Genomic DNA, 25,056 nt, shown 5'->3' with positions numbered 1-25,056 from the left:
TTACTTCTTTAAATATTAATAATGAAAATGTTTACTTTCTTCTATGAAAGGATTTCTTTTTGCAAGCAAAGGAGATTTAGTTAATGCAGTAAATACAACAAATATAAATAAACCTAAGAAGAAAAGAATAGATGCAATTTCAGGAACTCCAATAAACCATTTGTCTCCAACAGTACCAGGCATAATCATATTAAAGAAATCAACATAATGACCTAATAATATTACAACACCAGCCATAACAACAACCCAGTTAAGACGTTTAAAGTCAGTATTAATTAATATTAATAATGGGAAAACAAAGTTCATAACAACCGCTCCAAAGAAAGGTAAGTTATACAATTGAATTCTAGTTACGAAATAAGTTACCTCTTCTGGAATGTTAGCATACCAAATCAACATGAATTGAGAGAACCATAAATAAGTCCAGAAAACACTAATACCAAACATGAATTTTGCTAAATCGTGAATATGACTGGTATTTACAAATTCTAAATATCCTTTTGATTTTAAATATATTGTTACTAAAGCAATAGTAGTAATACCACTTACAAAGAAAGAAGCAAAAACATACCATCCAAATAAAGTACTAAACCAGTGCGGATCAAAAGACATAATCCAATCCCAAGACATAATAGACTCAGAAACGATAAAGAATACTAAAAATCCAGCAGAAGCTTTGAAATTCTTTTTGTAGTGAAGATCATCATTTGCCTCATCTTGTGCCAAACAGTTTTTTCTAGAAAAATGACGGTAGATGTTCCATCCTAATAAAAAGATAAAAGCTCTAGCAATCCAGAAAGGAAAGTTTAAATATCCTGATTTACCAGCAATGATAGCATCATAATTGGCATTTTTAGGATCTGTTACTCCCTCACCTAACCATACGAAAATATGATTAAAATGTAATCCACATAAAATTAAAATTATAAAAAAGATAATTGAACCAGCTGGTAAATAAGCTGTTATACCTTGCATAACTCTAAATAAAACTGGAGACCAACCTGCCTGAGCAACTTGTTGAATAGCATAAAAAGCTAATACTCCCATTGAAAGCAGTAAAAAGAAAATACAAGCAACATATAATGCAGACCAAGGCTTATTTTGCAGTTGGTGCAATACATGCTCTAAATGTTTTTCGTGCTCATCAGCACCAGAAACTTGAGCATGTGCGGCTCCTTTGTGAGAATCATGTGATGCTTCAGCGACTTCATGATGATTCGCTTCTTTATGAGATGCCTCCGCTTTTTCTTCATGTGCGGCACCATGGGAACCATGTTCATCTGCGACTAGTATTTTTTCAACTTCTTGAATATCTTTTGGCGCACTTAAAAAACCATACCCAATTCCTAATATACCAACGGCCATTAAGATGATAGAAAAAGTTTTTAATTTACTTGAAAATGTATACATATCTATTACGATCAGTTTGTTCAACAATTATAATTGGCTTTTTAGTTTCAGAACATAGTCAGCAACTAACCAACGTTCGTGAGCACTTAATTGATTTGCATGTGAACCCATTGCATTTAAACCATAAGTCTCAACATGAAAGATACTTCCTTCAGTGATTACTCTGTCTTTATAGCTAGGTACTCCAAGAAATTTTTCTCTTTCAACCAATTTACCTTTACCATTACCAGTAGCACCATGGCGACTGATACAGTAAATCTCGAAAAGCTCTTTACCTTTTCCAGAATTTCTTTCAATAGAATCCAAAGGAGATTTTAAATTAGCTTTTGCTAATTCATAACCAGCAGTTGAATTTTCATAGTCATAAGGTTCAAAACCTCTATTAATAGTTCCTGCAACAGGAAGCTGTCCTTCTTTTCCTCCCTTAAATATTTTTGCTTCTGTATATGGCTCATAAGCAACAGACTCATACATATTTGGGAAATATTGATAGTTCGGTGCCGAATTATTGTGGCAAGATGAAACTAAAATAGTTATACCAACTAAGAGTGTTATTTTATATATCCTTTTCATAGCTACAATTAATTCTTATCTATTACTTTAACTTCAACAGCTCCAGTTCCTTCAAAGAAAGAAACCAATTCTGCTTCGTTATTATTTACAGCAACCTCCATTAAAAAGTGGTCATCTGTTGTTCTAACATCTGGATTTTCAGCTTGTTTAAAAGGCCATAATCTACTTCTCATATAAAAAGTAATAACCATTAAGTGAGTCACAAAAACACAGTCATCTCAAACATAATTGGCACGAAAGAAGGCATGTTTTGAATAAAACTAAAACTTGGTTTACCTCCAATATCTTGCGGCCAGTCATGAATCATGATGTAGCTCATCATAGTTGTTGCAACAGAAATACCAACACATCCATATAAAAAAGCACATATTGCTAATCTTGTTGGTGCTAGTCCCATAGCTTTATCCAATCCGTGAACTGGGAATGGAGTAAAAACCTCTTCAATATGATGATGAGCGACTCTAGTTTTCTTTACTGCATCCATCAAAATGTCATCGTCATTATAAATGGCGTATATAACTTTATTACTCATGATGTGAATCTTTATTTGCTCTTTCTCTAATGTAATTATCTCCTGTTCCTTTCAAAATTGTTTTAACCTCTGCCTGAGCAATTACAGGGAAAGTTCTTGAATACAATAAAAACAATACGAAGAAGAAACCAATTGTTCCAATGAAAATTCCAATATCAACAAATGTTGGTGAGAACATTGTCCAAGAAGATGGAAGGTAATCTCTATGTAAAGAAGTAACAATAATTACGAATCTTTCGAACCACATTCCGATGTTTACTACAATCGAAATAATGAATGAGAACATAATACTAGTTCTTAATTTTTTAAACCACATGAATTGAGGAGAGAACACGTTACATGTCATCATCGACCAATATGCCCACCAGTAAGGTCCCGTAGCTCTATTTAAGAATGCATATTGCTCATACTCTACTCCTGAATACCAAGCTACGAATAACTCAGTGATGTAAGCCACACCTACAATCGAACCTGTAATCATAATAATGATATTCATTAATTCGATATCTTGCAATGTGATGTAAGCTTCAAGGTTAGAAACTTTTCTCATAACGATCAACAATGTATTTACCATCGCAAATCCAGAGAATACCGCTCCTGCAACGAAGTAAGGAGGGAAAATTGTTGTATGCCATCCAGGGATTACAGAAGTAGCAAAGTCCATAGATACAATAGTGTGTACAGAAAGTACAAGAGGAGTAGCTAAACCAGCTAATACTAAAGATACTTCTTGAAACAGCGCCAGTCTTTTGCTCTACCGCTCCATCCAAAACTTAAGATAGAATAAACTCTTTTATTAAATGGAGTTATAGCTCTATCACGAAGCATTGCAAAGTCAGGTAATAAACCAGTCCACCAGAAAACTAATGATACTGAAAGATAAGTTGAAATCGCAAATACGTCCCAAAGTAATGGTGAGTTAAAGTTTACCCATAGCGATCCAAATTGATTTGGAATAGGTAATACCCAGTATGCTAACCATGGACGACCCATGTGAATAATTGGAAATAAACCTGCTTGAACTACTGAGAAAATAGTCATTGCTTCTGCAGAACGGTTAATAGCCATTCTCCAACGTTGACGGAAAAGTAATAATACCGCAGAAATTAATGTTCCGGCGTGACCAATACCTACCCACCAAACGAAGTTAGTGATATCCCAAGCCCAACCAACTGTTTTATTTAATCCCCATGTTCCGATACCGGTAGATACGGTGTAAATTATACAACCTAACCCCCAAAGGAAGGCTACTAATGCGATTGTAAATACAATCCACCATTGCTTATTTGCAGGTCCTTCTACAGGCGCGCTACATCTACAGTTACATCGTGATAAGATTTATCACCTATAACTAAAGGTTTTCTAATGGGTGCTTCGTAATGAGACGACATAATCCTTTATATTGTTTCTTAATTAATAATTTTTCTAAGTATTTCTAACTTTTACATGATAGAAAACATTTGGTTTTGTACCCACATGCTCTAATAAGTGATATGCTCTTTCGCTTTCAGCAAGTTTAGCAACTTCACTTTCTTTATCATTAACGTCTCCAAAGACCATAGCTCCAGAAGAACAAGCGACAGAACAAGCACAAGCATTGTTGAACTCATCTTTTGCTACCACTCTACCTTCACGTTTTGCTTGAAGAATAACAGCTTGAGTACTTTGGATACAGAAAGAACATTTTTCCATAACCCCACGAGAACGAACGTTTACGTCTGGATTTAATACCATACGACCTAAATCGTCATTCATATGATAATCGAATTCACTGTTCTTGTTATATAAGAACCAGTTGAAACGACGTACTTTATAAGGACAGTTGTTTGCACAGTAACGAGTACCAACACATCTGTTGTAAGCCATGTGGTTTTGACCTTGGCGTCCGTGAGATGTAGCGACTACAGGACAAACTGTCTCACAAGGTGCGTGATTACAGTGTTGACACATTACTGGCTGGAATGCTACCTGAGGATTATCTCCTGGTTTTTCCATTTCATTAAACGTAGATAATGAACTAGATAACCCTGCAATTCCTTCTTTTCTTTCATTATCTCCTTCAAAAGTACTTTCAGAAGAATAATATCTGTCAATACGTAACCAGTGCATATCACGGCTTCTTCTAACTTCAGCTTTTCCAACAACTGGAACGTTGTTCTCAGCGTGACAAGCAATAACACAAGCACCACATCCAGTACAAGCATTTAAGTCAATTGAAAGATTAAAGTGGTGACCAGTCGAACGATCAAATGATTCCCAAAGATCTACCGTAGTAGCTTCCACTTCTTGGTGATCTAAAGATACCATTGGTTTTTCATTCCAATGTTCTGCATCTTTAGTATTAAATACTTCTAAAGTAGTTTCTTTAATAATATCTCCTCTACCCATTAAAGTTTTCTGACCTTGAACACAAGCAAACTCGTGCTCTCCTCCAGCTTTAACAATAGAAACAGATTGAACTCCATTAAATCCTTTATATAAAGCGTAAGCATTTAAACCTACTTGCATTTCTTCTTTTAGAGTCGCTTTACGTCCATAACCAAGAGCTAGACCAACAGTTCCAACTGCTTGACCTGGCTGAACAATAACTGGAACATTCTCCAATTTAACTCCGTCAGCAGTAGTAATAGTAGCATAACTACCATTTAAACCACCATTTGCAACAATTTCATTTGATAAACCAATCTTCTTAGCATCAGCATTTGAAACAGTAACATAGTTATCCCAAGAAACTCTTGTGATTGGATCTGGAAACTCTTGCAACCAAGGATTGTTTGCATGTTGTCCATCTCCTAAACCTGTTTTAGTATACAATACTAATTCAAAGTCACCAGCAGATTTAGATTTTGCAACAGCATTTGCGGCAGTTGCGGCATCGATAGAACCACCAGCTAAAGCAGTAGAACCAACAACAAAAACACCATCATGCAATACTTTATTCCAAGAAGATCCCGCAGTGAATACTCCAGAATTAACTTTTAAATAATCATAAAAAGTACCAGCAGTACCATTTAATGTTAATAAAACATCTTGAAATTGTTTTGTATTAAAGATAGGACGAATAGTAGGTTGTGTTAAACTATAAGTTCCTTTAGTTAACTCAACGTCACCCCAAGACTCTAAATAATGAGGAGCCGGAGTCGCAACAGTAACAAGTGATGCAGTTTCATCTTCTTTTAATGAAAAAGCAACTGAAACTTTAACTTTTTTCAATCCAGATACAAATGCGGCTGAATCAGCTAATGTATAAACTGGATTAACACCACTCATAATTAAAGTATGAACACTTCCTGCATTCAAATCTTTAATTAACTGCGAAACAACAGCATTAGAACCTTTTCTAATTTGTCTAGCTCCCGCAGTAGTAAAAGCTTCACTAGCCAATACTTGATTGATAGCTAAAACTAATAATTGAGCATTTTTATCTTCAATTCCAGATACCAAAACCCCTTTTGAACCAGCGGCTTTAAGTTGCTGAGCGACTTTAACTACTTCAGCTTTAACGTTTGCATCTAAAGCTACAGGAACAGAAGCACCTGCAATAATATTATAAATTTGAACTAAAGCTTGTTTTTGAACAGCTGTAGTCATCGGAACACGCTTATCAGCAGCTGACTCCAGATAATGTCATATTTGATTCAAACTGGAAGTGACGAGACATTTTTCCGTTTTGCGGAATACGTCCTTTTGCATATCCAGAATCATATCCACCACCTTGCCAATCTCCTAAGAAATCAGCTCCAACAGATACGATTAATGATGATTTAGAAAAATCATAATCAACTAAAGCTCTTTCACCATAAGCGACTTCAAAAGCATCTAAAGCTTCTGATGAAGAAACTGCATCGTAAACAACATGCTTAGCATTTGGATTCTTAGCAATAAACTCAGCGATTAATTTTTCTGTAGATGGACTAGCCAAAGTATTAGTTAACAATACAACTTGACCACCTTTTGCTTTTGCATCAGCTAAGCTTGATTTAATTCTTAAATCAGCGACAGACCAAGTAGAATCTTTACCATCTACTTTTGGTTCTTTTAAACGAGCGCTGTCATATAATCCTAAAATAGATGCATGAATTCTAGCGTTCGCTGACAAATTTAGCTCCAGCAATTGTATTGTTTTCAATTTTAATTGGACGACCCTCACGAGTTTTAACCAAAAGATTAGCAAAATCAAAACCATCAAAAACTGTAGTTGCATAATAATCTGCAACACCAGGAATGATTTGCTCTGGTTGTAATACATAAGGGATAGACTTGTGAACAGGACCTTCGCAGGCTGACTAATGTAACAGTTGCAGTACTAAACCCTACGTACTTTAAAAAGTCACGACGTGAAGTCCCAGATGTAGATAAAGCCTCAGCGTTACCCAAAAACTCATCAGTAGGAATTTCTTCAACAAATTCGTTATTTCTAAGCGCCTCAACAATAGAACTATTTTCTAGTTCTTCAACACTTTTCCAGTATTTTTTGTTTGATGACATTGTATATATATATTAAAATCTTAATAAATCGATTAATAGTGGCATTTACCGCATTCTAAACCTCCCATTTGCGCTTTGCAGTTAATTTCTCTACACCGTATTTTTTAGAAAGTTCAGCATGAATTTTATCATAGTAAGCGTTTCCTTCCATCTTAACATCAGTTTTTCTGTGGCAATCCACACACCATCCCATTGTTAATTTAGAGTACTGCTTCATGATTTCAAATTCCTGCACTGGTCCGTGACAAGTTTGACATTCAATTCCAGCAACAGAAACGTGTTGTGAGTGATTGAAGTAAACAAAATCAGGAAGATTGTGAATACGAACCCATTTTACAGGCTGTGTTTTTCCAGTATAAGCTTGTTTAGCTTTATCCCATCCAACAGCATCATATAATTTTTGAATCTGCGCATCATAGAAAGCTTTACTGTACTCAGGAGTAGCAGTTGTTTCAGCAACTTCAGAAATGTTTTTATGACAGTTCATACAAACGTTTAATGAAGGAATACCAGCTGTTTTACTTACACGAGCGACAGAGTGGCAATATTTACAATTGATTTCGTTATCACCTGCGTGAATTTTGTGAGAATAGTGAATTGGCTGAATTGGCTCATAATTTTGATCTACACCAACCTGCATTAGGTACCCGTATACAAAATAACCACTTGCCAAAAGCAAAAAGATTGCAGTTACTAAAACCAAAAATTGATTTCTAACAAAAGCTTTCCATATTGGAGTTCTAGCTTCTTTTGGAGCGACTACAATACCATTTTTATTTGCAACTTTAGTCAACACCTTGTTCACCATGAACAACATCACAACTAAAATAGCCATTACAAGAGCAAGAGCCCCTAATATAATGTTATTTGAAATTCCACTTCCCTCAGCTTGAGCACCACCAGTTGGCAATGGAACAGTTCCTGTAGGAGGAGCAGGTTTTTCTTCAGAAGTATATGCAATGATATTATCAATATCTCCTTCAGATAACTGAGGAAAAGAAGTCATAACAGATTTGTTATTTTCCTCAAAAAGTTTAACTGCAACAGGATCACCTGACTTAATCATGTCAGAACTGTTATGCACCCACTTGTAAAGCCAAGCTTTATCATGTTTCATGACAACACCCCTTAAAGCAGGACCTGTTGATTTAGCATCTAATTTGTGACATGCGGCGCAATTTGCATTAAAAAGTTCCTTCCCTTTTACTGGATCACCGCCTTCTGCGGCTGGAGCGACGATACAGCTTCAGGCAGCCGCTGAGCAATGAAGCATCTTGAGCAAATGAAGTTAGGGAGAAAATTAACGTCAGCGATAAGCCAAACAGCAATTTTCTTGAGATCGAATTATGGTTACCCACCTTTTTCATATAGTATAAATAATTGTCTACTAATTTTTGGTATGATTTTTTCTGTATTAAGTTCAGTAAAAACACACACCCTCTTTTAAAACTTGCACAAAAATACGACTTATGAACTATTCTCAAAACCTTAAAATACCCTTAAATATCAATTTATATCAATTCTAAATAATATTAAAATTTTACACTCAAACTTTAAATAGTATTTTTGCATAAAAACCATCACATTATGAGAATTTTAAGTCCTTCAAAAAATCTTTTATTAACAATTACAACAATTGCTTTTACACACAATATTAAAGCACAAGACCAAAATTTAACATTGAATCAAGACCCTAAATTTGAGCAATTGTTAAACGAGAAACGTAAAATTAACACGTCAATAAATACAAACGATACTTACAGAATCCAAATCTTCAGTGGCAAAAGCGATGAAGCAAAAAAAACTCTGTCAGATTTTAAGAGAGAAAATTCAAACATTGACGGAACTATTATTTTCAGCACTCCTAATTATAAAGTAATTGTTGGAAACTTCAAAACCAGAATAGAAGCAGAAAGAAATTTAGCTGAAATCAAAAAGAGATACAAAAGCGTTTTCTTGCTTAAACCTGGAAGATAAGAAACCCTAATAAAAGTAGAAAAGCGAGTCTCACCTCGCTTTTTTTATTCCCAAAATAATCGATAAACCTTTTAAAATCGACCTTACAAGCTATTTACGCTAGCAAAACAGAAATAAAACCAAACAAAGACATTAAGAAAAAATACCGCCTCAAATTAGCCAAAACCACTTATTAGCGATGTGTAAAGACCAAAAAAAAGCCCTAATTTAAATTTAGGACTTCATTTATAAAAACTTTACCGAATCAACATACGCAAAGCTAGAAAAAGATTTAAACAAAGCAGTTCAGCTTTAGTTTACCACTTTAATTCCGCTAGCCATAAATCTTATTTCCTCCTTTGGAACAGTTATAGCATCTATTTCCGCCTTTGATTTCTTAGCATCTTTTGCATAGTGTTTTAATTCCTCAACAGATGTAACTTTTCTTTCAACACTGCCTTCTAAAACAATATTCTTTCCTTTTACTGCAGTTGGAACAAAAAAGGCATAATCTTTCATTTTTACAAAAAAAGAAGAACCATCATCTGTTTTAAGACTAATCCAACACCCTCTTTTTGGACATACCCCTGTCACCTCTCCTTTTACAGCAACATTTTCTATTTTACTATCCGCTTTTAATTTATCTTCTAATTTATCTACCGAAATAGCTTTATTCACTGAAGCATTTGAAACATCAGCACCATAATAATCTCCTACTACCGCATTGCCAGCCGGAGGAGCAGGCTTTTCAACATCTTCTTGCGAAAAGCACAAGGAAGAAAAACTTAAAAACAAAACAGCTGTGTATATTCCTAATTTCATATCTATATTATTTAGTTTGATCAAAATTAGTATTAAAATTTGAAACTAATTATTTTAAACCCTATAAAATTAACCTGTAAACTTTTTCCAAAAAAAAGTCCCAATTTACATTGGGACTTTCTGTTTATATAAACTGAATATTATTTCAATTTCTTTTTAATTGCTACTTCGTGGTAAGCTTCAATAACATCACTAATTTCGATGTCATTAAATCCTTTTATTTGAATACCACAGTCATAACCTTTAGATACTTCTTTAACATCATCTTTGAAACGTTTTAAAGCAACTAAATCACCGGTATGAACTACAACTCCATCTCTAATAACTCTAATTTTAGAAGTTCTTAAGATTTTACCATCTGTTACCATACAACCTGCAATTGAACCCACTTTAGAAATTTTGAAAATCTCACGGATTTCTGCTGTTCCTAAAATTTCTTCTTTCATTTCAGGAGCTAACATTCCTTCCATTGCATCTTTCAAGTCATCGATAGTCGCATAAATAATAGAATAATAACGAATATCGATTTCTTCTTTATCAGCAAGCTGTCTAGCATTTCCAGCAGGACGAACGTTAAATCCAATAATAATTGCATCAGATGCAGAAGCTAAGTTAACATCAGTTTCTGTAATCGCACCAACACCTTTATGTATAATATTAATTTGAACTTCTTCTGTAGAAAGTTTAGAGAACGAATCTGATAATGCTTCAACAGATCCATCAACGTCTCCTTTAAGGATAACATTTAATTCTTTAAACTGACCAAGAGCAATACGACGACCAATCTCATCAAGTGTAATATGTCTTTGTGTACGAACTGATTGCTCACGCATTAATTGAGAACGTTTAGATGCAATTTGTTTTGCTTCTTTTTCGTCTTCAAAAACATTGAACTTATCACCCGCAGTAGCCGCTCCATCTAAACCTAAAACTGATACTGGAGTTGAAGGTCCTGCTTCTAATACAGTATGTCCTCTTTCATCATGCATCGCTTTAACTTTACCATGATGTTTCCCAGCTAACATGTAATCTCCAATTTTCAAAGTTCCGTGTTGAACCAAAACTGTAGAAACATATCCTTTTCCTTTATCTAAGAAAGCCTCAACAACAGATCCTTGAGCTGCTTTATTTGGATTTGATTTTAAATCTAAAATTTCAGCTTCCAATAAAACTTTTTCAAGTAATTCTTTTACCCCTAATCCTGTTTTAGCAGAAATATCGTGAGACTGGATTTTTCCTCCCCAATCTTCAACAAGTAAATTCATACCTGCTAATCTTTCTTTAATTTTATCAGGGTTAGCATTTGGCTTATCTACTTTATTGATTGCAAATATAATTGGCACATTAGCCGCTTGAGCGTGACTTATTGCCTCTTTAGTTTGCGGCATGATATCATCATCCGCTGCAATTACAATAATAGCAATATCTGTAACTTGAGCTCCACGTGCACGCATCGCTGTAAACGCCTCGTGACCAGGAGTATCTAAGAAAGCTATTTTTTGTCCATTATCTAAAGTAACTCCATATGCTCCAATGTGCTGTGTAATACCTCCAGACTCACCAGCGATAACATTTTCTTTACGGATATAATCCAGTAAAGATGTTTTACCGTGGTCAACGTGACCCATTACTGTAACAATTGGCGCTCTAGTTACTAAATCTTCTTCTCTATCTTCTACAACTTCAATCGCTTCTTCGATATCTACTGTAATAAATTCTACATCGTAACCAAACTCATCTGCAACGATAGTTAGTGTTTCAGCATCTAAACGCTGATTCATGGTTACCATGATTCCAAGAGACATACAAGTTCCAATTACTTTAGTAATCGGCACATCCATCATGATTGCAATTTCACCAACTGTAACGAATTCTGTAACCTTAATAGTTTTACTTCCTTCGTCAAGAGCTCTTTGCTCATCATCAGATTTCTGACGGTGCGTTTCTCTTTTATCTCTTCTATATTTAGTCGCTTTAGATTTCCCTCCCTTACCTTGAAGTTTTTCAAGAGTTTCTCTAATTTGGTTTTTTACTTCTTCTTCTGTTGGCTCAACCTTAGCTACAATTGCTGGACGGTTCCCTTTTACAAAACCAGGTCTAGAACTTCTGTTAGCATTAAAACCTCCACCACCAGTATTTGGTGTAATTTTATTTGGATTTGGTGTTCCAGGAGCATTATTACCCGCAGGTTTTGGCGCTCCAGGCGTACCTGGTTTAGGAGCAATTCTTTTACGTTTATTTTTGTTAGCGTTATTGCCGCCAACCCCAGGAGTTCCAGGTTTATTTTGAGTCGCTTTAGGATCTTCTTTCTTTTTCTTAGGCTTATTAAATTGAGATAAATCAATTGTTTGACCTGTAAGAGTTGTACCTGAAAGCTTTTGATATTGAGTAGTAATCGTTTCCTCTGAAGTTGCTGGATCAGTAGACACAATTGGCTCCTGCGTGACTTTTAGACTCTGCTTTAACTTCTTTTTTCTCAGTAATAATTGGTTGCTCTGCTTTTTTTGTTTCTGAAACCTGTTTTACTTCAACTGGTTCAGCTTTTACAGTTTCATTCTGAACAGGCTTTTCAGTCTGTACAGGTGCAACAGGAGCTTTTGGCTCTTCGACCTTATCAGCCTTCACAGTTTCTTCAGAAGGAGTAATTGCAGGTTTTTTTGGATTCAAGTCGATTTTACCAACTTGTACAGGTCCTGTAACAACAGCTCTTGCTTTTATTATTTCCTGTTGTTTTTGACGCTCCTCTTCTTGTCTGCGTTTGTCTTCAATTTCTTTTTCGCGCTCTACACGTAAAGCTTCTTTTTCTTTTCTTTTCTCTTCTCCAACCTCTTTAGAAGCCTCCTTATTCCCCTTATCGCCCGCAAATTGGCTTTGAAGGATATTAAATTCGCTATCAGAAATTTTTGCATTAGGATTTGCATCAATAGCAATTCCTTTATCTTTTAGATAATCTACAGCTCTTTCTAACGAAATATTTAATTCCCTTAAAACCTTATTTATTCTTATTACTCTCTCTTCAGACATATAACCTTTTTATTATTACCTTTTTCGTTGTGTTGTTAGAGCAGATACTCAGCTATCTCTTAGCTGTCAAACTCTTCTTTTAGTATTTTCATAACATCTAGAATAGTTTCCTCTTCTAAATCTGTTCTTCTTACTAAATCTTCTACTTCATGTTTCAAGATACTTTTTGCAGTATCTAAACCTATTTTAGCAAACTCTTCAATTACCCATTCTTCAATTTCATCTGAAAATTCTGTTAATTCAACATCATCTTCATCTGCAACAGTACCAGCAACATCACCTTCACGAATAACATCTAATTCATAACCTGTCAATTGACCTGCTAATTTGATATTGTGACCACCTCTACCAATTGCTTTAGAAACCTCTTCTAATTTCAAGAAAACTTCAGCTCTTTTCGTTTCTTCATCGATTTTGATCGAAGAAACTTTAGCAGGGCTTAATGCTCTTGTAATAAACAATTGAATATTGCTTGTATAATTGATTACATCAATATTTTCATTTCCTAATTCACGAACAATTCCATGAATACGAGAACCTTTCATTCCCACACAAGCTCCAACTGGATCAATTCTATCATCATAAGAATCAACAGCTACTTTTGCTTTTTCACCCGGAATACGAACTACATTTTTCACTGTAATTAATCCGTCGAAAACCTCTGGAATTTCTTGTTCAAATAATTTCTCTAAGAACTTTTCTGAAGTTCTAGACATAATAATTTGAGGTTTATTTCCTTTCAATTCAACGCTTTCAATGATTCCACGAACGTTATCTCCTTTACGGAAAAAGTCAGATGGAATTTGTTTTTCTTTTGGAAGAACAATTTCATTTCCTTCGTCATCAACCAAGATAACTACTCTTGGACGTACATGATGTACTTCTGCTGTATAAATATCACCGATAATATCTTTAAATTGTTTGTAAAGATTTGTATTATCGTGTTCGTGAATTTTAGATATTAAGTTTTGACGCAAAGCCAAAATAGCTCTTCTTCCTAAATCAATCAATTTTACTTCTTCTGAAACTTCTTCACCAATTTCAAAATCCGCTTCAATCATTCTTGCTTCAGTCAAAGTAATTTCTTCATTTTCAAAATCAAGATCTTCGTCAGCAACAATTACTCTTCTTCTCCATATCTCCATATCTCCTTTATCAGGATTTATAATAATATCGAAGTTATCATCAGAACCGTATTTTTTCTTCAATGCATTTCTAAACACGTCCTCTAAAATTGCCATAAGCGTTACACGATCAATAAGTTTATTATCTTTAAACTCTGAGAATGAATCGATTAATGCTAAATTTTCCATGCGAATTCTTTAATTAAAATGTTACTGTAACAATTGCCTCTTTAATTTCTGTATAAGGTATTTGTTGCTCTTTTTGAACTGTTTCTTTTCCTTTTCCTACTTTTTTCGGTTCTCTTGCTTTCCACGACAAAATTATAAAAACATCATTAGCTTCTATCAATTCTGCCTCAATTTTTTCAGTATTTGTAGTAACAATCAGCGTTCTACCAATATTTTTCTTATATTGTCTTACTAATTTTAAAGGTGATCCTACTCCTACTGATGCTACTTCAAGCGAAAAATCTTGTTCTTCACGATCTAGATTATTCTCGACTGCACGACTAATATCAATACAATCCTGCGGCGCCACTCCATTATCCCCGTCTAAACCAACACTAATTTTAAAAGAATCCGAAACCGCCAAATCGATCAAAAAGATTGATGGTTTTTCCAGAAGAGCTTCCGTAATTAATCCGTTTACTTTTTCTTTAAATGTCATAATTTTATAAAAAGAGGGGACATTTAGTCCCCTCATTATTTAGATTTTAATAAATAACAGTGCAAATATAGTGATTTTTTTATAAATCAAATAAATAGATTGCTCTAAAAATATTTCTTATCTTTATAAGAGCATTAAAACAGCGAATTATTCATATCATTAACCCTCAAAACTATGAAACGAATTTTAGTACCTACCGATTTCTCAGAACACGCAGAAGATGCTCTAAAAGTTGCCTCGCAAATTGCAAAAAAGAACAACGCCGAAATCATCCTTCTCCACATGCTCGAATTACCACATCAAACAAATGATGCGATAATGGGCGGGGTCAGCATTCCAGAAAGCATGCTTTTTATGAAAAAAGCAAACGAAATGCTAGACGAAGCGACATCCAAACAATATTTGGACGACTTATCTGTCACCGAAGTTGTAAAGATGGACAAACCGATACACGGCATCACACAAATAAGCAAAGATTACAATGTTGATTTAATTGTAATGGGCTCACACGGCTCTTCTGGTGTCGAAGAATTATTGATTGGCTCTAACACTGAAAAAGTAGTTCGGAATTCAGAAATCCCAGTTTTAGTCATCAAAAAAAATATTTTAAATTTTAATGCATCCAACATTGTTTTCGCTTCTGATTTCTCGGACGAAGCAAAAAAACCATTTGAAAAACTTTTAAACTTCTCTAAGTTATTTGATTCAAAATTACATTTAGTCACAATCTGCACACCAAACAGTTTCAAACCTACTCATATTAGCGAAGAAGCAATGAATGAATTTGTCTCTCAATTCAACATCAGCAATTACACTACTCAAATCTATAATGATACAAATATCGAAAAAGGAATTATTAATTTTTCCAACAAAATAGACGCCGATATAATAGGAATGTGCACACACGGCAGAACAGGTTTCGCCCACTTTTTTAACGGAAGCATCAGCGAAGGATTAGTTAACCACGCAGTGAGACCCGTTATCACTTTAAAAATCTAAACATAGCGCTCAAACAGATTTCAACCACTGGGTCGCAACATACACAACAACTTCTCCCGTGGTTGAAACCACGGGCTATATCTTAATATGCCGAATTAAAAATACAGATTTCTTCTTATCAGACTACCTAATCTTTTACCTAATTCCAACTTTGCAACTGATCCATTTCTTCTCTTTTCCGTAGTTTTTTAAGATTGACCCAAAGTCATCTTGATACTCAATTACAAAAAATTTGAGTTTATCCCATAAAAAAAGCCTCTCAATTGAGAGGCTTTATGTTGGTCTACTAGGACTCGAACCTAGAAAGACTGCACCAAAAACAGTTGTGTTACCATTACACCATAGACCAGCAATGCTGTTAAGCGGGTGCAAAATTATACTTTTATTTAGTTTATGCAAACTTTTAGAGAAAAATTTTTACATAAAAAAAAGCCTCTCATTTCTGAGAGGCTTTATGTTGGTCTACTAGGACTCGAACCTAGAAAGACTGCACCAAAAACAGTTGTGTTACCATTACACCATAGACCAGCAGTGCGATTAAGCGAGTGCAAATTTAAAGCTTTATTTAGTTTGTGCAAACTTTTTGAGCAAAAAAATTCATTTTTTTTGCTTTTTTTCACTGTGCAATTCTCTAGAACATCAGAAACAACTCATAGACAACAGATTGCCATTTAGCGACAGTTTTATAGATTTTTTTGTTAATGCTCGTTTCTTTACATAAAAAAACATTTTCTTTGTAGGATAGAAAACTTTCAAATTTTTAACACCTAAATATGGCACAATTCAATTTCAATAAATGGAATACAATTATTGGTTGGTTTGCATTTGCAATCGCTTTAATTACCTACACTTTAACTGTTGAACCTACAATGAGCTTTTGGGATTGCGGAGAATATATTGCTACCGCGACCAAACTTGAAGTAGGCCACCCTCCTGGAGCTCCGCTTTACCAAATGATGGGTGCATTTTTTGCAATGTTCGCAATAGACGCACAGCATGTCGCAGTAATGGTTAACATGATGTCAGTTTTCTCTAGCGCTTTTACTATATTATTTATGTTCTGGTCATCATCTATGATCTTAAAAAAGATTATAGCTCGTTTTGCCGAAATTGACCAAAACAATTCTATCGTTATTTTAGGAAGCTCTTTCGTTGGAGCTTTAGCATATACATTCTCTGATAGTTTCTGGTTTAATGCTGTTGAAGCCGAAGTTTATGCTATGGCATCTTTATTAATTGCATTACTTTTTTGGCTTGGTTTACGCTGGGAACAGGATATGGACAAACCAAAAGGAAACAAATGGTTATTAATTATTTCTTTGGTTGTCGGACTTTCTTTTGGAGTTCACTTTATGGCTCTTTTAACTATTCCTTCAATCGGATTTTTATACTATTTCAAACACTACGAAAAAGTTACAATTAAAAACTTCCTTATTGCTAATGTAGTTGTAATTGGAATTTTGTTATTTATTTTCAAATTACTTCTCCCTTTAACCATGGCTTTCTTCGGAAAAACCGAAGTTTTTATGGTAAACAGCATGGGACTTCCTTTTAATTCAGGAACTATATTTGTAGCCTTATTGTTTATTGCTTTCTTTTATTTTGGTTTAAAATTCACCAAGCAAAAAGGTTTAGTATTCTACAATACTATAATATTATGTATTTTATTCATCCTGATTGGTTTCTCTACTTGGATGATGCTTCCCGTTCGTGCGAATGCTAATACAGTTATTAACGAAAACAAACCTTCGGATGCTACTGAGGTTCTGGCTTATTACAATCGTGAACAATATGGTGTAAATCCTTTGTTTTACGGACCTCAATATACAGAGGTTTTCTCTGGACTTGATGCTAAAACACCTTATTTAGATAAAAAACCAAACTACGAAAGAGATTATAAAACTGGTAAATATATTATTACCAACAATTATAAAAATGCAGAACAAAATTCTGATGACAATCAGAAAACAGTTCTACCTAGAATGTGGAGTACAGATACACCTCATATTCAAAACTATATCAACTTTACAAATCCTCCTAAATTCAGAATTAACCCAAATTATGATTACGAAGAAGATTTAGCTAAATACGGAATTGACCCAAGCCAATTGAGTGAAGATGAATACAATAAAGCTACTGCTCAATTACGCAATGAAGTTGAAAAAACTATTTCTGAATTTAGACAAGCTTATGCTCAAAAACAAATTGACAACGAAGGTTATGTTAAGTTCTTAAGAAGCTATAAGGATTATTTAATTATCGAAAAACCAACTACTGCTGATAATTTTAGTTTTATGTTCGAATATCAATTTGGATATATGTACTGGAGATATTTGATGTGGAACTTTGTTGGGCGTCAAAGTGATGTTCAAGGTAAATATGATAATTTAGACGGAAACTGGATCAGTGGTATTAAACCTTTAGATTCTGTTCATTTAGGGTCTCAGGACAATTTACCTTCTGATGTATTAAATAATAAAGGACGTAATGCTTATTATTTCCTTCCATTTATTTTAGGTTTGATTGGTTTAATGTATCATGCCAACAAAGACTTAAAAAGCTTTTATGTTCTTTTGGCTTTATTCTTATTTACAGGAATTGCATTAAAAATATATTTGAACGAAAGACCATTTGAACCTCGTGAAAGAGATTACGCCCTTGTAGGATCCTTTTATGTCTTTGCCATCTGGATCGGATTTGGTGTTTATTCGCTCTACGAAAGTATTCAGAAATATTTAGCACCAAAAATTGCAGGTCCGGTTATTATTGCCGGAAGTTTATTGGTAGCTCCTATTTTAATGGCTTCTCAAAACTGGGATGACCACGATAGATCTGGAAGATATACTGCTGTATCAATGGCTAAGGCTTATTTAAGTTCTTGTGATAAAGATGCCATCTTGTTTACCATTGGAGATAATGACACATTCCCGCTTTGGTATGCACAGGAAATTGAGCATTTCAGAACGGATGTTAAGATCGTAAATACAAGTTTATTTATGACAGATTGGTACATTGACCAAATGAAAGCCAAATCTTATGAATCTAATGCGCTTCCTATTTCTTTTACACATGATCAATACGTAGGAGATAAATTAGACTACACTGCTTACATTCAAAAAATAGATACCCGTTGGAATATTACTGATTTTATTGATTTTATCAAAAATCCAAAATCGACTGTTGGTTTACAAAATGGTCAAACTATTCATTTCTATCCAACGAATAAAATTAGAGTGAATGTTGATAAAAACACTATTATTCAGAACAAAGTAGTTAATCCTAAATATTACGATTCTATTGTTCCTTATTTAGATATTGATATTAAAGGAAGTGCTTTATACAAAAACCGATTAATGATGCTTGACATCTTAGCTAATAATAATTGGAAAAGACCAATTTATTTTAGCGGTGGTGCATTTGACGACGAAGATTATTTATGGCTGAAAGACTATCTGCAATTGGACGGAATGGTTTACAAATTAGTTCCTGTAAAAAATACTCCTTCTAAAGAGGGCGGACCATTAGATATGGGACAAATCGATGCTGATAAAACATATGATATTGTAATGAAATGGGATTGGGGTAACAGCGAAAGCGAAAAAATTTACCATGACCCTGAAACTAGAAGAAACAGCATTACATACCGTACTAATCTTTCTAGATTGATGAATCAGCTTATTGAAGAAGGTAAAATTGATAAGGCTAAAAATGTGATCAATTTAGCGATAACTAAAATGCCTTTGGACAAATTTGGATACTATTCTTTAGTTGAACCTTTTGCTGATGGTTATTACAGAGTTGGAGAAAAAGCAAAAGCTCAGGATCTTTTAAATAAATTAGTTGGAAAATATAAGGAGAATCTAAACTATTACAGTACTCTTACTCCTTCTGATCAAACTGATTTAGCAGTTGATATTATTACAGATATTGAGCGATACAGAAGCCTACTTCATGTAATGCAAGACAATAAAGACACTGCTTTTTACAACAAACACAAAACTACATTTAACACTTATGTAAATGTTTTTGAACGTTTTGGACGTGAGAAAGAATAGTTAATATACGAAAATCTTAACAATTAAAAAAATGCGGCGCTGTTTGATAAATAATGCCGCATTTTTTAATTTTACAAACAATGTAAATTCAATTCAAGATGGGCTTTTATTGGGTAAAAACAAATTCATTTATAAAAAGGGTATTTTCTAAATATTGCTGGGACATTCCTAACAATGAAAAGAAAATATACCTCACATTTGATGACGGCCCTACTCCAGAGATTACGGACTGGGTATTATCTGAATTAAAAAAATTTGATGCAAAAGCCACTTTCTTCTGTATTGGAAAAAACATTAAAGCCAATTTAGCCTTATTTGAAAAGTTAATTACTGACGGACATTCTATTGGAAACCATACCATGAATCATGTAAATGGATGGAAAATTCATACCAATGAATATATCGAAAATGTAAAAAACTGCGCAGAAGTATTAGACGAACAAGAAAAAACTCCTCATCGTTTGTTATTTCGTCCTCCTTATGGAAAAATCAAAAAAGCGCAATCTAAAGTCCTTAGAAAATTAGGTTATAAAATCGTGATGTGGGATGTTTTAAGCGCCGATTTTGATCAAAGTATTACTCCTGAAAAATGTCTCGAAAACGTAACAAAAAATGTAAAATCGGGCGACGTAATTGTTTTTCATGACAGTATTAAAGCTTCTCCAAATTTGAGATTTGCTTTGCCTAGGACACTGCATTTTTTAAAAGAAAATGGATATAAGTTTGATATTATTCACTAAATAACATCTCCCTAAAAAGAAGTTTTTTAAACGTTAAACTGTTCCTGAACAATTCCGATTATAGTATTCGCATCAAGTTCCCCTGACTGTCTCCAGATCATTTGTCCTTCTTTATAAATCATTAAAGTTGGAAGTCCTTTTATACGAAGTGCTTCTGCTAGTTCCTGATTTTTATCGACATCTATTTTGATTACTTTGGCTTTATCACCAAGCGCGTGACAACATCCTTAATAACAGGATGCATAGAAACTGACGATTCATTCCAATCTGTGTAAAAATCAATTAACACTGGAACTTGAGCATTTATTAGTTCTCCAAATTTTGACATAAAACCAAAAATTTAAGTTTTTTTAATCTATTAAAAGAAATAAATATAATACAAATGTAGCATTTTTAACGAATTAAGCGACATTACGGCCTTTTTTTAGTTCAATTACTGTTATTTCAGGCATAATTCCAACTCGTCCTGGATAGGCGTGAAAACCAAATCCACGGTTAACATAAACGTATCTTCCGACGTTTTCGTACAAGCCGGCCCATTGTTTATATATATATTGTGCGAGACTCCACTTGAAATATCCCGGAATCTCAATTCCGAACTGCATACCATGCGTATGACCCGCAAAAGTCAGGTGGAAATTCTTTGGATGATCTTTAATTTCTGCTTCCCAATGACTTGGATCGTGGCTCATTAAAACTTTAAAATCATCTTGATGAACATTTTCAGAAGCTTTATTCAAATCTCCAGCTTTTTTAAAATTCACACCCCAATTTTCTACTCCGATTAAGGCAATTTTATCATCTCCTTTTTGAATATAGGTATGTTCATTCAGCATAAGCTTAAAACCAATTTGATCGTATAGCCTTTTAATTTCTTGAAAATTTTCGTCCTTTTCTTTCTCAGAATGCCACGTTACATATTCGCCGTAATCGTGGTTCCCTAAAACCGAAAACTTACCATATTTATACTCTTTAATGCGATTGAAAGTCTCCAGCCAAGGATGCATTTCTTTTGCATGCGTATTTACAATATCTCCTGTAAACAAAATCATATCTGATTCTTGCGCATTGATCAAGTCAATAGCGTAATTTATTTTTTCCGGATTATCAAAACTTCCGCTGTGAACATCAGAAATCTGTGTGATTTTAAATCCATCAAAAGCATCTGGAAGATCTGGAAAAAATACCGTTTGTTTAATAACCTTAAAATTATATTTTCCTTCAAATATTCCATAAATGATAGACAAAAAAGGAATTGTCGCCAAACCTAATGCAATCTGGCTGACAAACTTTCGGCGATCAGGCATCATTTCCTTTCGCGGAGCGTTGTAAACAAAGTAATTTAGAATACTGGCTCCAATTCTAAAAATATCTTCACTGAACATTACTAAAGTTAGTACAATTTTTGGAACATATACCAATAGCATCAAACCTGTTGTAAACATAAACTGCTTCGTCTGACCAACAGATCGATCTACCTGAGAAAAAAGAATAAATAATAAAAAGTAAAAGAAGCAAGCTTATAACTTGATAGCTTATTAAAACCCATCTCACTTTAATTAAAGTTCGAAAAGCCTGATATGAATAGAACTCAATAAATAAAAAAAAGAGCGCATAGAATTACAAAACGAAGGATCATTTGTTATAGTTTTAAGCAAAGTAACAAAGAAAGGAAATTTTATTACTTTTTATTATAAAAAATTTAACGCTATTAAAAAGCAAAAAGCTGAAAGATGTCTCTTTCAGCTTTAACTTACCAACCTTTTAAAACTATTTAGTCTACGACTGATTTAAGTCGTTTTTATTTTGCTTTTGGAGTTTCTGTTTTTGCTGTCATCGCTTTTTTCTCTCCTTTTGCTTTTTTGTGTGATTTTTTATCGTGTTTAGCGGCTTTTACTTCTTTTGTTTGAGTCGCTGGAGATGGAGTTGTTTGAGCGTTTACCATTGAAAATGTTCCTAAAACTGCTACTGCTAAAATTGCTAATTTTTTCATGACTTTAAATTTTATGATTATTATTATTTCATTATTTATAAGCCAAAGATATAATCGTAAAATGAAGACAAAATGAAGAAAAAGTCTTACAGAAATTTTTAACTTTTAATTGGCTTTTTGAAACAGCAGTATAAAAACAGTTCCTTCATTCAAAACAGATTCTACCTTAATATGAACATGATGAAATGAAGCAATACTTTGCGCAATTGCAAGTCCTAATCCCTGCCCTTCCTGATCTGAACTAATTCGGGTAAATCTGCTGAATATTTTTTCCAGCTGTGATTCGTCCATTCCAATTCCTGAATCTTTTACTGAAATAAAGTAGTCTTCTTCAACAAAACCATCTTCTATAAAAATTCTTCCTTTCGGTTTATTGTATTTTATGGCATTGGTAACCAAATTATAGATAAGAATATGGATTAAAGTTTTGTTTCCTGTAAAAACAAAATCATTTTGCATTGTGTTTACAAATTGAATTTCCTTATCCTCAATACGATCCTGAAGATCTTCTTGCAGATCGAGAACTATCTCACGTAGATTAATTTCTTCATTTGCCGCATATTGATTATTATCAATTCTGGAAATGAGGAGTAAATTATTAATGATTTTTTTCAGCATATCTAATGTCTTCAAAGAACTCGCAATTTTATCGACTGCGTTATCATCTAAAGATTCATTCTGCAATAAATTTTCCAATTTATTTTTCAGGAGCGCAATTGGCGTTAAAAGTTCATGCGAAACATTAGAAATAAACTGTTTTTCTTTTTTAAAAACTTCGGCAATACGGTCCATCATTTGATTTAAAACAAAATCAAGTTCCCTAAAATCTCTTGAACCTGCCTCTATTGGAGTATGATCAAATGCTTCAGGCTCATTTATACGTTTAATTTTAGTATTAATAATTTTGTAAAATGGCTTTAGAAGATATTCTATATAAAAAGTATCTGCCAAAAAAGTAATAAAAAGTATCACAACGAAAACAATAATTATAAAGAACCGAATAACAAAGGTTAAATCGTTTACTTCGCTTAAACTGCTCGCCAATTTCAAGCTGATAATCTTCTCCTTCATAAGTAAAGTGATGTTGTAAAATTCGATATTCATTTTCTTCACCTTCAATTTTTCGATAATCATTACTAAAAGTTGTTTTTTTCTGACGCGGCTTTATCGGAACTCGAGAAAGCACTAAAAACTCACTGTGAAGCGTTGAGAACTCTGAAAAAGTTTCAGATGAATCATCTGGATTTTCTATAAAATCATTAATTTCTTCCTTATTCAAATGTTCAATAAACTTCTTTTTTTCTCCAGAAGACTATTATTAATATGATGATAAACTACATTTTCAACCAAAATAGGCGACATCAGCCACAAAATCAAAATCACCAACAATCTTGTTAGTGCATTAAAAATTGCTAATTGATGTTTTATCTTCACAAAAATTGATTTATTCGTTTATACGATATCCAACATTTCGAACAGTTTCAAACCAATCAATGGGCGCATGCTTGTCGAGTTTTTTTCTGAGATTTCGAACATGAACATCAATAAAATTAGAATCTGAATTTACTTCTAATATATCTCCCCAAATATGTTCAGTTAGTCGCAAACGCGTAATCACTCGATTTTTATTTAAAACCAAATATTGAAAAATATCAAATTCTTTTTTAGTAAGGCTGATAGGATTATCATTGAAACTAACTTTATAATCTTGAAGTCGCAATACAAAACCATTAATAGAAAGTGTATTTAAAGTAAAGCCGTGTATTCTGCGAATAACAGCAAATAACCTTGCGCCAAGTTCTGTCAAGGCAAAAGGTTTCGTGAGGTAATCATCGGCGCCTAAGTGCAGACCATTGATTCTATCATCTAATTCTCCTCTAGCGGTTAAAACAATGACAGCCATTTTGGATTTTGTTTTTCTGACAGTTTGTAATATTTCAAAACCATCTCCGTCAGGAAGCCCTAAATCCAACAGCATTGCATCATAATCATTACTGCCAAATTCTTCTAAAGCATCGCTGCAGGAATGTGTAATCTTACATATATATCCAGCATTACACAAAAAATCGTAAACTTCTACTGCAAGTTCCCGATTATCTTCTACAATCAAAATATTCATAAACAAATGTGTTTAAGCGCAATTAAAATTAATCATTTAAAAAGAAGAAAGATTTCCGTTATTAAAACATTAACGAAAAAAGCTGACAAATTTCTTCATCAGCTTTTACCACCTGCATTCTTCATAATTATCCTTCCTGTTTTGCTTCCTTACAATCTTCGAAAACAAAACAAAAAGCAACATTATTTTTTCACTTTTGCAGTTTCTGTTTTTGGGGCTTCACTTTTTTCTGATTTTGCTTTTTTATCAGATTTGCGTTTAGGATGTTTTGTTGCTTTTACTTCTTTAGCTGGAGCTTCTTTTCCTTTATTTGCTGGAAAAGCATGAACCATTGCACTTGTTCCTAAAACGGCTACTAGTAACATTAATAAATTTTTACCCAAGCTTAGTTGTTTGCTTTTTTGGTTTTCGTGAATCGTCGCTTTCATGATTTCTAAGTATTAAAAATTAATATCCTTTTATTTTACAGATCAAAATTACCTTTGCAAAATGAAGACAACATGAAGAAATCTCCGAATAAAAAAACTTTAACTTGTTATTAACTCTTTACTGCT

At 33.6% G+C, this 25,056-nt stretch carries 13 protein-coding genes, 2 tRNA genes and 7 pseudogenes; 4 read left to right on the top strand and 18 right to left on the bottom strand.

Translation table 11 applies throughout. The annotated features are described in order from the left end of the window. Window positions 1-15 precede the first annotated feature (15 nt). The 6 genes and pseudogenes from ACZZ95_RS09045 to ACZZ95_RS09020 all read right to left on the bottom strand — a co-directional run bounded on the left by ACZZ95_RS09045 (window position 16) and on the right by ACZZ95_RS09020 (window position 8,370). Window positions 16-1,410: a quinol:cytochrome C oxidoreductase gene (locus ACZZ95_RS09045; RefSeq protein ID WP_463468787.1), complete on the bottom strand. Its 1,395-nt coding sequence runs from the start codon at window positions 1,408-1,410 to the stop codon at window positions 16-18. Window positions 1,411-1,437: 27 nt separating this feature from the next. Further along, the gene (locus ACZZ95_RS09040; RefSeq protein ID WP_463468786.1) at window positions 1,438-1,983 is read right to left on the bottom strand and encodes a c-type cytochrome; all 546 of its coding nucleotides are present in this window, start codon (window positions 1,981-1,983) and stop codon (window positions 1,438-1,440) included. 8 nt (window positions 1,984-1,991) lie between these two features. Further along, window positions 1,992-2,515: pseudogene (locus tag ACZZ95_RS09035) on the bottom strand (DUF3341 domain-containing protein). Then, a pseudogene (gene nrfD / locus ACZZ95_RS09030) lies at window positions 2,508-3,906 on the bottom strand (NrfD/PsrC family molybdoenzyme membrane anchor subunit). The pseudogenes ACZZ95_RS09035 and nrfD overlap by 8 nt, the downstream one beginning before the upstream one ends. Before the next feature lie 34 nt (window positions 3,907-3,940). After that, window positions 3,941-7,003, bottom strand: a pseudogene (locus tag ACZZ95_RS09025) (TAT-variant-translocated molybdopterin oxidoreductase). Window positions 7,004-7,035: 32 nt separating this feature from the next. Beyond that, window positions 7,036-8,370, bottom strand: a pseudogene (locus ACZZ95_RS09020) (c-type cytochrome). A gap of 220 nt (window positions 8,371-8,590) precedes the next feature. Here ACZZ95_RS09020 and ACZZ95_RS09015 point away from each other — a divergent pair. Then, window positions 8,591-8,980 (top strand): SPOR domain-containing protein, encoded by a 390-nt coding sequence (locus ACZZ95_RS09015; protein ID WP_095952713.1) that lies wholly within the window; start codon window positions 8,591-8,593, stop codon window positions 8,978-8,980. Between the two features lie 291 nt (window positions 8,981-9,271). Here the strand turns inward: ACZZ95_RS09015 and ACZZ95_RS09010 are convergent, their stop codons facing one another. From ACZZ95_RS09010 to rimP, 4 genes and pseudogenes are all read right to left on the bottom strand, one after another. Then, window positions 9,272-9,781, bottom strand: coding sequence for a DUF4920 domain-containing protein (locus ACZZ95_RS09010; protein ID WP_463468785.1), 510 nt, complete (start codon window positions 9,779-9,781; stop codon window positions 9,272-9,274). A gap of 140 nt (window positions 9,782-9,921) precedes the next feature. Next, window positions 9,922-12,805 (bottom strand): annotated as a pseudogene (gene infB / locus ACZZ95_RS09005) (translation initiation factor IF-2). A 59-nt stretch (window positions 12,806-12,864) separates the two neighbouring features. Next, the gene (nusA, locus tag ACZZ95_RS09000; RefSeq protein ID WP_095952710.1) at window positions 12,865-14,118 is read right to left on the bottom strand and encodes a transcription termination factor NusA; all 1,254 of its coding nucleotides are present in this window, start codon (window positions 14,116-14,118) and stop codon (window positions 12,865-12,867) included. Window positions 14,119-14,131: 13 nt separating this feature from the next. Beyond that, on the bottom strand, window positions 14,132-14,596 hold the full coding sequence (gene rimP, locus ACZZ95_RS08995; protein WP_463468784.1) for a ribosome assembly cofactor RimP: 465 nt from the start codon (window positions 14,594-14,596) through the stop codon (window positions 14,132-14,134). A 174-nt stretch (window positions 14,597-14,770) separates the two neighbouring features. Here rimP and ACZZ95_RS08990 point away from each other — a divergent pair, with 174 nt between their 5' ends. After that, window positions 14,771-15,595 (top strand): universal stress protein, encoded by an 825-nt coding sequence (locus ACZZ95_RS08990; RefSeq protein WP_463468783.1) that lies wholly within the window; start codon window positions 14,771-14,773, stop codon window positions 15,593-15,595. Window positions 15,596-15,873: 278 nt separating this feature from the next. Here the strand turns inward: ACZZ95_RS08990 and ACZZ95_RS08985 are convergent. Together ACZZ95_RS08985 and ACZZ95_RS08980 are read right to left on the bottom strand one after the other, a co-directional pair. Next, window positions 15,874-15,944 (bottom strand) — tRNA-Gln (locus ACZZ95_RS08985). A gap of 108 nt (window positions 15,945-16,052) precedes the next feature. Then, window positions 16,053-16,123, bottom strand: a tRNA-Gln gene (locus ACZZ95_RS08980). Between the two features lie 245 nt (window positions 16,124-16,368). Between ACZZ95_RS08980 and ACZZ95_RS08975 the strand changes: the two genes are divergently transcribed. Together ACZZ95_RS08975 and ACZZ95_RS08970 are read left to right on the top strand one after the other, a co-directional pair. Then, window positions 16,369-19,650, top strand: coding sequence for a glycosyltransferase family 117 protein (locus ACZZ95_RS08975; RefSeq protein ID WP_463468782.1), 3,282 nt, complete (start codon window positions 16,369-16,371; stop codon window positions 19,648-19,650). Window positions 19,651-19,748: 98 nt separating this feature from the next. Next, complete coding sequence (locus ACZZ95_RS08970; RefSeq protein WP_463468781.1) at window positions 19,749-20,390, top strand: polysaccharide deacetylase family protein; 642 nt, start codon at window positions 19,749-19,751, stop codon at window positions 20,388-20,390. A gap of 26 nt (window positions 20,391-20,416) precedes the next feature. Here ACZZ95_RS08970 and ACZZ95_RS08965 read toward each other — a convergent pair. From ACZZ95_RS08965 to ACZZ95_RS08940, 6 genes and pseudogenes are all read right to left on the bottom strand, one after another. Then, window positions 20,417-20,718: pseudogene (locus tag ACZZ95_RS08965) on the bottom strand (thioredoxin family protein). A 73-nt stretch (window positions 20,719-20,791) separates the two neighbouring features. Next, window positions 20,792-22,029, bottom strand: a pseudogene (locus ACZZ95_RS08960) (metallophosphoesterase). Window positions 22,030-22,191: 162 nt separating this feature from the next. After that, the gene (locus ACZZ95_RS08955) at window positions 22,192-22,383 is read right to left on the bottom strand and encodes a hypothetical protein (RefSeq protein ID WP_463468780.1); all 192 of its coding nucleotides are present in this window, start codon (window positions 22,381-22,383) and stop codon (window positions 22,192-22,194) included. A 105-nt stretch (window positions 22,384-22,488) separates the two neighbouring features. After that, on the bottom strand, window positions 22,489-23,517 hold the full coding sequence (locus ACZZ95_RS08950) for a sensor histidine kinase (protein WP_463468779.1): 1,029 nt from the start codon (window positions 23,515-23,517) through the stop codon (window positions 22,489-22,491). A gap of 310 nt (window positions 23,518-23,827) precedes the next feature. Beyond that, a complete protein-coding gene (locus ACZZ95_RS08945; RefSeq protein WP_463468778.1) occupies window positions 23,828-24,502 on the bottom strand; it encodes a response regulator transcription factor in 675 nt (224 codons plus the stop codon). A gap of 182 nt (window positions 24,503-24,684) precedes the next feature. Further along, complete coding sequence (locus ACZZ95_RS08940) at window positions 24,685-24,930, bottom strand: hypothetical protein (RefSeq protein ID WP_463468777.1); 246 nt, start codon at window positions 24,928-24,930, stop codon at window positions 24,685-24,687. Between the last annotated feature and the right edge of the window lie 126 nt (window positions 24,931-25,056).

The sequence above is a fragment of the Flavobacterium sp. AC267 genome (assembly GCF_979258715.1).
Note: the sequence above shows the minus strand (reverse complement) of the source record. Positions and strands in the feature narration are given on the sequence as shown.